The following is a 13,540-nucleotide window of genomic DNA, read 5'->3' on the forward strand; positions in this document are numbered from 1 at the left end:
GTAGATCCGCAGCAATCGCCGACGTGGGCAGTTGCGCAAACGGCGGAGGCGTCAGCAGGTGCTGGGCGCCGGTTCGCCGCGGAACCGTGCGTCGACCCAGTCCAGGGCCGGGAACAGGCCCAGGGCGGCAGCGGAGAGATGGTCGGGCGTCGGGGTCAGGAGAGTCTGCACCGGCACCCCGGCCGCGCAGTAGCGGCGCATCGTGGCGATCACGGAGTCGACCGGGATGAGCGCATCTGTCGGACTGTGCCATTCGAAGATCGGCGCCTTCGGCACGCCGGCATACAGCTCGAGGCTGTTCTCCTCCATCACCGTCCGCGCTGCCGGATCGTCGAGGAACCGGCGGTTGTCGGTCATCTCGGCCGCGCTGCGACCGACTCCCCAGAACATGATCTCGTTGGTGCAGCCGTTGGCGATCAGCTGCTTGAGCCAGTGTCCCTGGGCGTTGAGCTGCGGGGTGACGTGGATGCGGTCGGGATACTCGCGTTCGAGCCCGAGGGCGGCAGCCATCGCGAGGCCGAACGCCGGATGCGGCGCGGTGCCCAGGCTCTCGGCCATCTTCACCAGGTTCATCGGGACACCGCCCTCGGCGGCTCCCACGATGTTCAGCTCCGGGGCGTATTCCGGGGCCAGCGCCGCGGCCCACGAGGTGGCCATCCCGCCCCCCGAATAGCCGCCCAGCGCGACCTTGCTCTCCGCCACCTGCAGTTCCGGCACGCGTTGCACGGCGCGGATTCCGTCCAGCGTGACCCGGCCGCCGAGCTTGGCGGCGCCGTAGGCCATCCGTGGGCCCAGATGGTCGGGCAGCGCCACCGCCCACCCGCGCGCCAGCGCAAGATTGAGTCCGGCGGCCTCCCGGATCTGGTGCAACGGATGGCTGGTGTAGAGCTGGGAGACGATCTTGCACTTGTGCCCGAGCGCGTTGATGATGTGCTGATACGACAGTAGCGGCCCGTTCGGCACGTGATGCGCCGGCCGCACGAAGGTCGTATTCGCCGCGACGGGTCGATCCTGCGAATCCGTGGTGCGGAACAGCACTTCCCACACCGTGCTGCCCGGAAAGTAGTACGAGGGCGGCAACTGCCGGACCCGCAGCACATCGCCCGGTGCGCGCGCCGGGAGATCGGGCGGCGCGGCGTAGAACGGGTCCGGATCGGGAGCGGGTAGCAGCGGTTCGGCACCGGCACTGCCGGTGCCGGACACGGTCGCAACCAGTGCGAGCGCGATCGCGAACACAGCGCTTCGGACGGATCGGCCAATCACGAAACCCACGGCATACCCCACCACCACCCGGACGTCGGACCGGGATCGACTATGCCAGACACCTGCACTCCCGGTGCGTGAACAATACGATTGCCCGAGAGCCTCGCGCCGGCGACGCGCGCGCCGCTCCGGCCATCGACACCGGCCCGTCGACGGCGCAATTCGAGTCCGGCCAGGAGGTTTTCGTGAAACCCGGCGAAGTGCGGCTCGGTCAAGGTGTCTGGTGGGCCGAGGAGTACTGGCGGGTGATGGGCGTCTACGACGGCGGGAGGCTGCTGCGCTTGGCGAGACCGACCCACTACGAGGACGGCAGCTTCTCGTTCGCCGAGAACGTCGTCGACGACGTACCTGTCGAATTCGTCTCGCCCCACGGCTCGCGTCGTCCCGACGAGAAGTAGACCGCGACGACCACGGCGGCGAGCGAATCGAACCGGCCGAACTGCCGGTGGCGTGCCGGCGCCCCGTCGCGTGTTCTCGTCGATCCGGCAGACCGTGGGGCAGTAACGGTCCACACTGAGTGGGTGGCGCAAGCGGTCGCGTGGGCCGCGGATCCCGGCAGGGGCTGTCGACACAGGAGGACTCCATGACCTCGCATTCGAACAGCACCCCGATTCCGCCTGGTATCGAGGTGCCGGACGAAGTCCGCACCCGGTTGGGCACGCTGCGGTTCTTCGACGGAGTCCCGGACGAAGAGACGACCCGGACGGTGTTCGACAACCTGGATTTCCAGCGGGCGGTACAGGCGTACCTGCTGGCCCTGGCCCCGGTCGAAGTGGCAGCGGTGCGTAAGGCAATGCTGGCGCTGGGTCCGGCCAACTCGACCATGGCGATCTGGGAAGACCTGGTCTACCCGCGCAGCGTGGTCCTCACCGGCAACAACAACACTTCGTACAGCACCATGCTGATGGACCTGCACGACGGCCCGCTTGTTCTCGAAAGCCCTCCGAGCGTGCTGGGCATGATCAACGATGCCTGGCAGCGGTGGGTCGTCGACGTCGGCCTGACCGGGCCGGACAGGGGCCAGGGCGGCAAGTACCTGTTCCTGCCGCCCGGCTACGACCGCAAGGTCCCCGGCGGTTACTTGGTCGTGCGGCCGCGCACCTACGTCCTGTGGCTGCTGTGGCGCAGCTTCCTCGACGAGCACGGCGATCCTCACCCGGGCGTCGAGGCCATCAAGGCCATGGCTCGGGTCTATCCGCTGGCGGAGGCCGACGACCCGCCGCCGCTCCGTTTCGTGAACATCTCACCCGAACCGATCGTCTTCGTTGCGCCCGCCGAGTATCGGGCGTGGGAGCTGCTCGACGAGACCGTGCAGTCCGAGCCAGCCGAGTCGTCCGATCCTCTCACCCTGGGGATGTTCGCCTCGATCGGCATTCGGCACGGTAAGCCGTTCGACCCCGACGAGCGGATGCGGGCCGTCCTCACCGAAGCTGCCACCGTAGCCGACGCCACTGCCCGTGCCCTCTGTTACCGGTTCCGCCGGCCGGAGGCGTACTACTACCCGGACAGCACCTGGCGGACCGTGCTTCTCGGCGGTTACCGCTTCCAGGAGGACGGCGCCGCCCTGCTGGACTCCGTCGCCCAGTACTACTTTGTGGGAGCACCGATCAGTCCGGCCCTCGAGGTCGAGATGGTCGGCGCCGCATCGCAGTACGCCTTTGCCTTCGTCGACTCCGAGGGCGCGCACTTCGACGGCGGCAGGACCTACCGGCTGCACGTGCCCGCGAATGTTCCGGTCGCCAACTTCTGGTCCGTCATCGCTTACGACACCCAGACCCGCTCGATGCTGCAGACCGGACAGGACTGGCCGTCGATTTCCAGTCAAGACAAGGACCTCGCCCCGAACGACGACGGCTCGGTCGACATCCGCTTCGGTCCCGACCGGCCCGAGGACAGCCGAAACTGGATCCAGACGCTGCCCGGCAAGAGCTGGTTCGTGGCATTCCGGCTCTACGGTCCGCTGGAACCGTGGTTCGACAAGACATGGAGACTGCCCGACATCGAACCGCTCGCGTAGCGGCCGGGATGGTCCACCCGGACGGCCGGTGCTTCTCCACCGCCCGTCCGGAGGTCACGCCGACGTCGGGTCGTCGTCCGGGGGCTGGTCGAGGTTGCGACGGGCCGCGGCGACGGCCGCGTCCACGGTCGGGTGTGCGCCTGTGACGACACTGGCGATGCCGGTCGCGCTGAGCAGGTCGCGCACCTGGCCGATCTCGCCGGCGAAGAGCAGACGGATGCGACGGTGCTCGAGTTCGGCATACAGCCGGTCCAGCATGCCGACGGCGGTGATGTCGATTCCCGGCACAGCTGCGGTGTCGAGGACGACGGCCCGCGTGTCGTCCCGGACATGACCGCGTACGGCGGCCGCCACGTTGTCGGCGTTGGCGTAGATCAGCCCGGCCTCCGGGCGCAGCACCACGATCCCCGGCTCGGTGAGCGCGTCGGGACGGCGCTGCAGGTCGACCCAGCGGCTTCCGTCCGGTGTGCGACCCAGCTCGGCGACGTGCGGCCGCGAGGCCCGGAACAGCAGGAGCAGGACCGACACCGCCACGCCGAGGAAGAGCCCGGGAAGGATGTCGAAGACCAGCACACCCGCCATGGCGCTCGCCGCGGCGAGGAAGTCCGCGTACGCGGTGACGCCGTAGATCCGCCGCAGGCTCGGGGTGGCCAGACGCGCGTACTTGCGCAGCGTCCGGAAGTCGACGAGCTTCGTGACGGCCGCGATCACCACGGCAGCGAGGGTGGCCTCCGGCAGGTTCGCGAACAGGCCGGTCAGGAACAGCAGGGTCAGCACCGTCAGCGCCGCCACGACGATGCCGGAGAGCTGCGACACCGCCCCGGCCGAGACGTTGACCGCGGTCTTCGACAGGGACCCGTTGACGATCATCCCGGAGGACAGCCCCGCGCCGATGTTCGCTGTGCCCACCCCGAGCAGTTCCCGGTTCGGATCGATCTCGTAGTGTTGCTCGGCGGCGTAGTTCTTGGCTGCTCCGACGCCCTCGGCGAACGCGACCAGCAGGATCCCTGCCGCCGACGCGAGCAGCGCGACGTAGTCGGATCCAGGGATGCTGGGGAGGCCGAGCGGAGGTAACCCGCCCTCGATCTGCCCGACGATCTCCACTCCCTTGGCGTCGAGGTCGAGGACCGAGACGGCGACGATGCCCAGGGCGACCGCGACCAGCGGTGCGGGCAGCCGGGGCGACACCCGGTGCAGGACCAGGACGAGCGCAAGGGAGCCGGCGCCGACGGCCAACGTCCAGCCGTTCGTCCCACCCAGCGACGTGACCAGGTGCCAGGTTTTTTCGAAGAAGTCCCCGTCCCCCTTCGGGACTCCGAAGAGCTTCGGGAGCTGACCGACGATGATCGTCAGCGCCAGGCCGACGATGAATCCCTTCAGCACCGGCTCGGAGATGAAGGAAGCCAGAAACCCCAGACGCGCCAGCCCCGCGAGGATCCCGAGCACCCCGACCAGCAGCGCCAGACCGGCCGTCAGCGCTGCCGCATCGGCGTCACCGGCGATGCCGGCGACAGCAGCACCCGACAGCGCAGCGGTGGCCGCCATCGGCCCCACCACCAGGTGCCGGGAGCTGCCGAACAGCGCGTAGAGGAGCAGCGCCGCGGGCGCGGCATACAGGCCGATCACCGGGGACACCCCGGCGATCGTGGCGTACGCGAGGGCCTCGGGCACCAGAACCGCCCACACCGTCAGGCCGGCCAGCAGGTCCCGGCCGATCCGGTCGGCCCGATAGCCCTCGAACGAGGTGAGCAGCGGCACCTTCACCCCACGAGCACAGCAAACCCTGCCCAGCCGCGACAGAGCCCAAAGACCCCCGGGTGCGGCCCCACGAGCCCGGCTGCGTCCGCGGACGTCGACACGTGTGGGCAAAAGTCCCGTCGAGGCATACGCGCCCGGTCCCTGACCAGGTCTTTCACGGCCACATTCCTGGTGGGCGCGGAGGGTTTCGAACCCCCGACCGCTGGTGTGTAAAACCAGAGCTCTACCACTGAGCTACACGCCCGCAGATCCGGCGGCTCACGCCGCCGGACTGTGCCTCAGGACTTTAGCGCGGCCAGCGCTCGCACCCAAGCGCCCTGGTCACGGGGCTCGCCGGGCTGATTCTCCTCGGCGAACCGGACGATGCCGTCCTTGTCGACGACGAAGGTGCCGCGGTTGGCGAAACCGAACTTCTCGTTGAACACACCGTAGGCCTGGGCCACGGCACCGTGCGGCCAGAAATCGGAGAGCAGCGGGAACGTGTAGCCCTGCTCGGCGGCCCAGATCTTGTGCGTGGGCGAGGCCCCCACCGACACGGCGACGATCGCGGTGTCGTCGTTCTCGTAGGTCGGCAGGTCGTCCCGCACGGCGCACAGCTCGCCCTGGCAGACGCCGGTGAACGCGAGCGGGTAGAACACGAGCAGCACGTTCTTCTTCCCGCGGAAGCTCGACAGCGTCACTTCCTGGTTGTTCTGGTCCTTGAGTGTGAAATCGGGCGCCTGGGCACCCACCTCGATCGCCATGTGCGTCGGTAGTCCTTACGTCGATGGAGAGGAACTGAGCGGTGTGCTCAGCGCTTGGTGCGGGCGGCCTTCGGCTGCACCAGCCGGCTGCCCACCCAGTCGCCGAGATTGGCGGTCGAGGTCTGGGTCAGGCCGGCGGTCGTGGCCGATTCGGCGATCTCGCTGGGCTCGACATGATCCGGACGCCCGGTCTTCGGCGTCAGCACCCAGACGACGCCCTCGTCGGCGAGCGGGCCGATCGCATCCATCAGCGCATCGACGAGGTCTCCGTCGCTGTCGCGCCACCAGAGCAGCACCACATCGACGACCTCGTCGGATTCCTCGTCGAGCAGGTCCGATCCGATCGTGTCCTCGACGGCGGCCCGCAGGTCGTCGTCCGTGTCCTCGTCCCAACCGAGTTCCTGAACCACCTGGTCGTGGGAGATACCGAGCTTCTGAACGTAGTTCTGGGCGTCCGCCGCGGCGACCACGGTGGTGTCCTCCTTCGGTTGTGGCCGCGGGCGTGCCGCGTACCGGATGTCATGAGCGATTTTTCAAAGCGAACATCCTCGGGGAGCTCAACGCAAGCCGAATCGCACGGAAACTCACAAGAATCTTCCCGGGACGTTACCGCGAGAAGCGCCACACGCCGACCCGCCGCGCGGACCCGAACCGTGCGGATACCCGGCCTGCAGGCGTTGTACACCCGGGGGGATGCCTCCTACCGCGCGATGGGGGAAGATGAGCAGTGCATCTCGTTCAGATGTCGATGAGTCGGCTCCCACAAGAGCCGGCCCTACGGAGCGGGCGCCACACCTGCGCGCCCCACCACGATGAGGAGCAGACGTTGACAGACCTGATCCACGAGCCCGATTCCTCGACGAGCGCCGCCACACCGGGCGCCTCGGAAGCGGGATCCTCGCCGAACACCACCGGGGCCACCGACGGCCGCGTGCGGGTCATCCGCGAGGGCGTGGCCTCCTACCTGCCGGACATAGACCCGGCCGAGACCACGGAGTGGCTCGAGTCGTTCGACGGGCTGCTCGAGTCCGCCGGTCCTGCGCGTGCCCGTTACCTGATGCTGCGCCTGCTCGAGCGCGCCGGCGAACGCCATGTGTCCATTCCGGCACTGACCTCGACCGACTACGTGAACACCATCCCGACCGAGAACGAGCCGTGGTTCCCCGGCGACGAGGAGGTCGAGCGCCGCTACCGCGCCTTCATCCGGTGGAACGCCGCGATCATGGTGCACCGCGCACAGCGTCCCGGCATCGGCGTCGGCGGCCACATCTCCACCTACGCGTCCTCCGCGGCGCTGTACGAGGTGGGCTTCAACCACTTCTTCCGCGGCAAGGACCACCCGGGCGGCGGTGACCAGATCTTCATCCAGGGGCACGCCTCCCCCGGCATCTATGCCCGCGCCTACCTCGAGGGCCGCATCCCGGCCGAGCAACTCGACGGGTTCCGCCAGGAGGCCAGCCACGCCGACCAGGGCGGCGGCCTGCCGTCCTACCCGCATCCGCGGCTGCTGCCGGACTTCTGGGAGTTCCCGACGGTGTCGATGGGCCTGGGCCCGATGAACGCGATCTACCAGGCGCGGTTCAACCACTACCTGCACGACCGCGGCCTGAAGGACACCTCCGACCAGCACGTGTGGGCGTTCCTCGGCGACGGCGAGATGGACGAACCGGAGTCGCGCGGTCTCGCGCACGTCGCGGCCACCGAGGGTCTGGACAACCTCACGTTCGTGGTCAACTGCAATCTGCAGCGCCTCGACGGTCCGGTTCGCGGCAACGGCAAGATCATCCAGGAGCTGGAGTCGTTCTTCCGCGGGGCCGGCTGGAACGTCATCAAGGTGGTCTGGGGCCGGGAGTGGGACGCCCTGCTGCACGCCGACAAGGACGGTGCGCTCGTCAATCTGATGAACGTGACGCCGGACGGCGACTACCAGACCTACAAGGCCAACGACGGGGCCTTCGTCCGTGAGCACTTCTTCGGCCGCGATCCGCGCACGAAGGAGCTGGTCAAGAACCTCAGCGACCAGGAGATCTGGAACCTCAAGCGCGGCGGCCACGACTACCGCAAGATCTACGCGGCGTACGCCGCGGCCATGGCGCACAAGGGTCAGCCGACGGTGATCCTCGCGCACACGATCAAGGGGTACACCCTCGGCAAGCACTTCGAGGGTCGCAACGCCACGCACCAGATGAAGAAGCTCACGCTCGAGGACCTCAAGTACTTCCGCGATCTGCAGCGCATCCCGATCTCGGACGCCGAACTCGAGGCGAACCCGAAGATGCCGCCGTACTACCACCCGGGCAACGACTCGCCGGAGATCCAGTACATGCTCGAGCGGCGCCGCGCGCTCGGCGGGTTCCTGCCCGAACGCCGCACCGCCGACGCTCCGCTGCCGCTGCCGGGGGACAAGACCTACGAGGTGGTCCGCAAGGGCTCCGGCAAGCAGCAGGTGGCCACCACCATGGCATTGGTGCGCATCATGAAGGAGCTGCTGCGCGACAAGGAGATCGGTCCGCGCATCGTGCCGATCATCCCGGACGAGGCCCGCACGTTCGGCATGGACTCGTGGTTCCCGTCGCTGAAGATCTACAACCGCAACGGCCAGCTGTACACGTCGGTCGACGCGGAGCTGATGCTCGCCTACAAGGAGAGCGTCGCCGGGCAGATCCTGCACGAGGGCATCAACGAGGCCGGGTCCACCGCCTCGTTCACCGCGGTCGGCACCTCGTACGCCACGCACGGGCTGCCGATGATCCCCCTGTACATCTTCTACTCGATGTTCGGCTTCCAGCGCACCGGCGACGGCCTGTGGGCGGCGGCGGACCAGATGGCCCGCGGATTCGTGCTCGGCGCGACAGCCGGCCGCACCACCCTCACCGGTGAGGGGCTGCAGCACGCCGACGGGCATTCGCTGCTGCTGGCGTCGACGAACCCGGCGGTGGTGTCCTACGATCCCGCGTTCTCCTACGAGCTCGCGCACATCGTCAAGGACGGTCTGCGCCGCATGTACGGCGGCACGGAGGGCGTCGACGGGTTCGGTGGCGAGAACGTCTTCTACTACATCACCCTCTACAACGAGCCGTACGTGCAGCCGGCCGAGCCGGAGAACCTCGACGTCGAGGGCCTGCTCAAGGGCATCTACCTGTACCGCCGCGGCGAGGGCGCCGGGCCGAAGGCGCAGATCCTCGCCTCCGGCGTGCTCATGCCCGAGGCGTTGCGGGCCCAGGAGATGCTGGCCGACGAGTGGGACGTGGCCGCAGACGTGTGGTCGGTGACCTCGTGGGGCGAGCTGCGCCGCGACGGTGTCGAATGCGAGCGGCAGGCGCTGCTCGACCCGGGCGCCGACGCTCCGACGCCGTACGTGGCGAAGATCCTGGCCGACGCCGCCGGGCCGTTCGTGGCCGTCTCCGACTGGATGCGTGCGGTACCGGACCAGATCCGGCAGTGGGTGCCGGGCGACTACACCACCCTCGGCGCCGACGGGTTCGGGTTCTCCGACACCCGCCCCGCCGCGCGCCGATTCTTCAACATCGACGCGGAGTCCACGGTGGTCGCGGTGCTCGCCGCCCTCGGCCGGGACGGCGCTGTCGATCGCGCGCGGGCGGTCGAGGCCGCCCAGCGGTACCGGATCGACGACGTGGCGGCCGCACCGGAGCAGACCTCGGATCCCGGCGTGGCCTGATCCGAACCGCTCTGCCGCGGGCGGCGGGCCGCGGGCGTAGTTTCGTCCCATGGTCGTAGAACCCGCAGAGCCGCGTCCGAAGCGCGCACCGGGCGTCCCTACGGGGCGTCCGGTGCCGCCGGCGCGGCCGGAGCGAGATCCCCTGCCCGATGCGCTCCTGCGTCGCGTCAAGCAGTTCTCCGGACGGCTGTCCACCGAGGCCGTGCACTCCATGCAGGAACAGTTGCCGTTCTTCGCCGATCTCGACGCGTCGCAGCGGTCCAACGTGCAGCTGATCATCCAGACGGCTGTCGTCGACTTCCTCGAATGGGTGCGCAATCCCGACAGCGACCTGCGGTTCAGCCTGGACGCGTTCCAGGTGATCCCGCAGGACCTGGCGCGGCGGCTGACGTTGCGCCAGACCGTGGACATGGTCCGCGCTGCCATGGAGTTCTTCGAGCAGTGGCTGCCGGCCCTGGCACGCAACGAGCAGCAACTCGTCGCGCTCACCGAGGCGACGCTGCGCTACGGCCGGGAACTCGGGTTCGCCGCGGCCTCGGTGTACGCGAGCGCCGCGGAGTCCCGCGGCGCGTGGGACACCCGCCTCGAGGCGCTGGTCGTCGACGCGGTGGTCCGTGGCGACACCGGGTCGGACATGCTCTCGCGCGCCGCGACGCTGAACTGGGATGCGACGGCGCCGGCCACCGTGATCATCGGCACTCCCCCGCCGAACGAGGGGGTCTCGGTCGTGACGACCGTGCACTCGATCGCGCAGCAGCACGGCCGGGCGGCGCTGGCGGTGGTGCAGGGCGAGCGGCTCGTGATGGTGGTCAGCGGCGAGCTGCACGGGAGCGTCGAGGCAATGGCGTTCCGGTCCGAGCTGATGCGCAGCTTCTCGGACGATCCGGTGGTGATCGGTCCCACCACGCCCACCCTCGCGTCGGCGCATGCCTCCGCGGTCGAGGCGATGGCCGGGATGGAAGCGGTGGCCGGGTGGCGGGGCGCGCCGCGGCCGGTGCATGCGGCGGAGCTGTTGCCGGAGCGGGCCCTGCTCGGCGACGCGGGAGCGATCGCCGCCCTCGAGGACGATGTGGTGGCTCCGCTCACCGAGGCGGGTGTGGCGCTGGCCGACACCCTCGACGCATACCTCGACTGCGGGGGTGCTGTCGAGACCTGCGCCCGGCAGCTGTTTGTTCATCCAAATACCGTGCGGTACCGACTCAAGCGGATCACAGAAGTCACCGGCCGGGACCCGACGAATCCCCGTGATGCGTACGTGTTGCGGATCGCGGCCACCGTGGGAAGGTTGGCTCGAAGTCATAACGAATTGCGGACTCCAGTCCCACCCGTCTCCCGTTTCACATTGCGCGAACCGGGCGCGTAACAGGGGACGGCACTTCGTCGATGGTGAACGCCGACGTGCAGTTTTGTTGAAACCCTACAAAACTGCACCCGAGAGTTCATCCCTACCGACATCTCGCAGGACTGTCTCCAGGGTGTTCCCTGATCATCGTGATTTCGCTGCTCGCCCCCGGTCAGGGGTCCCAGAAACCCGGCATGCTCGCCTCCTGGTTGGAGCAGGCCGGCGCCCGCGATCGCGTCCAGCTGTGGTCGAAGGCCTCGGGCCTCGACCTCGAACGCCTCGGCACCACCGCGACGGCCGCGGAGATCACCGACACCGCCGTGACCCAGCCGCTGGTCGTCGCGACGGCACTGCTCGCCTACGAGGAGCTCGAGTCCCGCGGCCTCGTCCCGGACGACACGATCGTCGCCGGGCATTCGGTCGGTGAGCTCGCCGCCGCGGCCATCGCCGGCGTCATCAGCGCGGACGAGGCGGTCATGCTCGCTGCCGTCCGCGGCGCCGAGATGGCCCGGGCGTGCGCGCTCGAGCCGACCGGCATGTCGGCCGTGCTCGGCGGCCGGGAGGACGAGGTGCTCGCCCGGCTGGCCGAGCTGGGCCTGACGCCGGCGAACGTGAACGCCGCCGGCCAGATCGTCGCCGCCGGCCGCCTCACGGCGCTCGAGGAGCTCGCGGCGAACGCTCCGGAGAAGGCCCGGATCCGGCCCCTTCCGGTCGCCGGGGCCTTCCACACCGCATTCATGGCCCCGGCCCAGGAAGCCGTCGCCGAGGCCGCGGCGAAGATCGTGCCCAGCGATCCGACCCGCACGTTGCTGTCCAACTCCGACGGGGCGCCGGTCGCCTCGGGAGCGGACGCACTGACCAAGCTTGCCGCACAGGTCACCCGACCGGTGCGCTGGGACCTGTGCACCGCGACCCTGCGTGCGGCCGAGGTCTCGGCGGTCGTGGAGCTTCCCCCGGCCGGCACCCTGGTCGGCATCGCCAAGCGTGAGATGCGCGGCACGCCGACCACGGCACTCCAGACCCCTGAGGAGATCTCAGCGCTGGCCGAATCGATCAGAGTCGGTTAGTTTGCTGCGCGCGCGTCGCGCAGCACGGGACCTGCCCTCGACGGGCACCCGGAATCCGGGCGGAACCCTCCACCCGGTCCGATCACAGCAAGACGAAACGAAGAAGGGAGCCACGACGTGGCCGCCACCCAGGAAGAAATCATCGCCGGTCTCGCGGAGATCATCGAAGAGGTCACCGGCATCGAGCCCTCCGAGGTGACCGTCGAGAAGTCGTTCGTCGACGATCTCGACATCGACTCCCTGTCCATGGTGGAGATCGCCGTGCAGACCGAGGACAAGTACGGCGTGAAGATCCCCGACGAGGATCTCGCGAGCCTGCGCACCGTCGGTGACGCCGTCGCGTACATCCAGAAGCTCGAGGCCGAGGGCGTCCAGGCCACGAACGACAACGAGTGAGCTCAACCGTGACTTCCGCCTCTCCCCGCACAGGGACATTTCCCAACGTCGTCGTCACCAGCCTCGCGGCCACGACATCGATCGCAGGTGACGTGGATGCCACGTGGAAGGGCCTGCTCGCCGGTGAGAGCGGGATCGACACGCTGACCGGATTCGTCGACGAGTTCGACCTGCCGGTTCGCATCGGCGGCAAGCTCACGACGAGCCCCGACGAAACCCTCTCACGCGTCGAGATCCGCCGGATGAGCTTCGTCGAGCGGCTCGCGCTCCACCTCGGCCGCACCGTGTGGGCGAATGCCGGCAGCCCGGAGGTCGACCGCGAACGCCTCGGCGTCGTCGTCGGCACCGGTCTCGGTGGTGGCGAAGCGCTCATCGACGCGGTCGACAAGCTGCGCGGCGGCGGCTACCGCAAGGTGTCTCCGTTCGCCGTGCAGATGGTCATGCCGAACGGCCCGTCGGCGACCGTGGGTCTCGAGCTCGGCGCGAAGGCCGGCGTGATGACGCCGGTGTCCGCCTGCTCGTCCGGCAACGAGGCCATCGCCCACGCCTACCGGATGATCGCGATGGGCGATGCCGACATCGTCGTCGCCGGTGGTGTCGAGGGCCAGCTCGACGCGGTTGCCACCGCCAGCTTCGCCATGATGCGGGCACTGAGCACCCGCAACGAGGATCCGCGTGGGGCGTCGCGCCCGTTCGACAAGGACCGCGACGGTTTCGTCTTCGGCGAGGCCGGCGCGCTGATGGTGCTCGAGACCGAGGAACACGCCAAGGCTCGCGGCGCCACCATCCACGCCCGTCTGCTCGGCGCCGGCATCACCTCGGACGGATTCCACATCGTGGCCCCCGATCCCGAGGGGACCGGCGCGGCACGCGCCATGACGAAGGCCCTCCACGGCGCCGGCCTGACGCCGTCCGACATCGGCTTCGTCAACGCGCATGCCACCGCCACGCCCATCGGCGACATCGCCGAGGCGAAGGCGATCAATGCCGCGGTGGGCAACCACGCCGCGGTGTACGCACCGAAGGGTGCCCTCGGGCATTCGATCGGTGCGGTCGGTGCGCTGGAAGCGGTCCTGACGGTCCTGAGCCTGCGGGACGGGGTCATCCCGCCCACGCTCAATGTGGACAACCAGGATCCAGAGATCGATCTCGACGTCGTGAAGGGCGAAGCCCGGTACGGCCAGATCGATTTCGCGCTGAACAACTCGTTCGGTTTCGGTGGGCACAACGTTGCGCTCGCGTTCGGCCGGGCCTGACCCGACCGGACTTCGCTCG

11 protein-coding genes and 1 tRNA gene are annotated in these 13,540 nt (G+C 69.0%); 7 read left to right on the forward strand and 5 right to left on the reverse strand.

All coding sequences use genetic code 11. The features are described 5' to 3' along the window. Positions 1–51 precede the first annotated feature (51 nt). Complete coding sequence (locus ACWPQI_RS14460; protein WP_371851030.1) at positions 52–1,272, reverse strand: lipase family protein; 1,221 nt, start codon at positions 1,270–1,272, stop codon at positions 52–54. Positions 1,273–1,448: 176 nt separating this feature from the next. Between ACWPQI_RS14460 and ACWPQI_RS14465 the strand changes: the two genes are divergently transcribed. Together ACWPQI_RS14465 and ACWPQI_RS14470 are read left to right on the forward strand one after the other, a co-directional pair. Further along, positions 1,449–1,661, forward strand: coding sequence for a hypothetical protein (locus ACWPQI_RS14465; RefSeq protein WP_230831604.1), 213 nt, complete (start codon positions 1,449–1,451; stop codon positions 1,659–1,661). Between the two features lie 185 nt (positions 1,662–1,846). After that, entirely contained in the window at positions 1,847–3,280 is a 1,434-nt protein-coding gene (locus tag ACWPQI_RS14470) for a DUF1254 domain-containing protein (protein ID WP_237210808.1), read from the forward strand. Positions 3,281–3,334: 54 nt separating this feature from the next. On the opposite strand, the gene ACWPQI_RS14475 is transcribed toward ACWPQI_RS14470, so the two are convergent. The 4 genes from ACWPQI_RS14475 to ACWPQI_RS14490 form a co-directional block, all read right to left on the reverse strand. Further along, entirely contained in the window at positions 3,335–5,044 is a 1,710-nt protein-coding gene (locus ACWPQI_RS14475; RefSeq protein WP_017680343.1) for a SulP family inorganic anion transporter, read from the reverse strand. 163 nt (positions 5,045–5,207) lie between these two features. Further along, positions 5,208–5,282: transfer RNA gene (locus ACWPQI_RS14480), tRNA-Val, on the reverse strand. Between the two features lie 34 nt (positions 5,283–5,316). Beyond that, positions 5,317–5,781 carry a peroxiredoxin gene (locus tag ACWPQI_RS14485; RefSeq protein WP_010594292.1) on the reverse strand — a complete coding sequence of 155 codons (465 nt, stop codon included), beginning with the start codon at positions 5,779–5,781 and terminating at the stop codon, positions 5,317–5,319. A gap of 47 nt (positions 5,782–5,828) precedes the next feature. Then, positions 5,829–6,251 (reverse strand): DUF3052 domain-containing protein, encoded by a 423-nt coding sequence (locus ACWPQI_RS14490; RefSeq protein WP_003937077.1) that lies wholly within the window; start codon positions 6,249–6,251, stop codon positions 5,829–5,831. A gap of 356 nt (positions 6,252–6,607) precedes the next feature. On the opposite strand from ACWPQI_RS14490, the gene aceE reads away from it, so the two are divergent. The 5 genes from aceE to ACWPQI_RS14515 all read left to right on the forward strand — a co-directional run bounded on the left by aceE (position 6,608) and on the right by ACWPQI_RS14515 (position 13,521). After that, a complete protein-coding gene (aceE, locus tag ACWPQI_RS14495; protein WP_017680342.1) occupies positions 6,608–9,460 on the forward strand; it encodes a pyruvate dehydrogenase (acetyl-transferring), homodimeric type in 2,853 nt (950 codons plus the stop codon). A 49-nt stretch (positions 9,461–9,509) separates the two neighbouring features. Beyond that, entirely contained in the window at positions 9,510–10,823 is a 1,314-nt protein-coding gene (locus ACWPQI_RS14500) for a PucR family transcriptional regulator (RefSeq protein ID WP_225222858.1), read from the forward strand. A 128-nt stretch (positions 10,824–10,951) separates the two neighbouring features. Next, positions 10,952–11,869 (forward strand): ACP S-malonyltransferase, encoded by a 918-nt coding sequence (locus ACWPQI_RS14505; protein WP_017680341.1) that lies wholly within the window; start codon positions 10,952–10,954, stop codon positions 11,867–11,869. 117 nt (positions 11,870–11,986) lie between these two features. Then, complete coding sequence (acpM, locus tag ACWPQI_RS14510) at positions 11,987–12,265, forward strand: meromycolate extension acyl carrier protein AcpM (RefSeq protein ID WP_003937073.1); 279 nt, start codon at positions 11,987–11,989, stop codon at positions 12,263–12,265. A gap of 8 nt (positions 12,266–12,273) precedes the next feature. Then, a complete protein-coding gene (locus ACWPQI_RS14515) occupies positions 12,274–13,521 on the forward strand; it encodes a KasA/KasB family beta-ketoacyl-ACP synthase (RefSeq protein ID WP_010594288.1) in 1,248 nt (415 codons plus the stop codon). Positions 13,522–13,540 lie beyond the last annotated feature (19 nt).

The organism is Rhodococcus sp. LMD (assembly GCF_056108245.1).

Coding starts and splice junctions, on each gene's coding strand:
- ACWPQI_RS14470 (WP_237210808.1), top strand. CDS start 1,847: ATGACCTCGCATTCGAACAGCACCCCGATTCCGCCTGGTATCGAGGTG.
- ACWPQI_RS14485 (WP_010594292.1), bottom strand. CDS start 5,781: ATGGCGATCGAGGTGGGTGCCCAGGCGCCCGATTTCACACTCAAGGAC.
- ACWPQI_RS14500 (WP_225222858.1), top strand. CDS start 9,510: ATGGTCGTAGAACCCGCAGAGCCGCGTCCGAAGCGCGCACCGGGCGTC.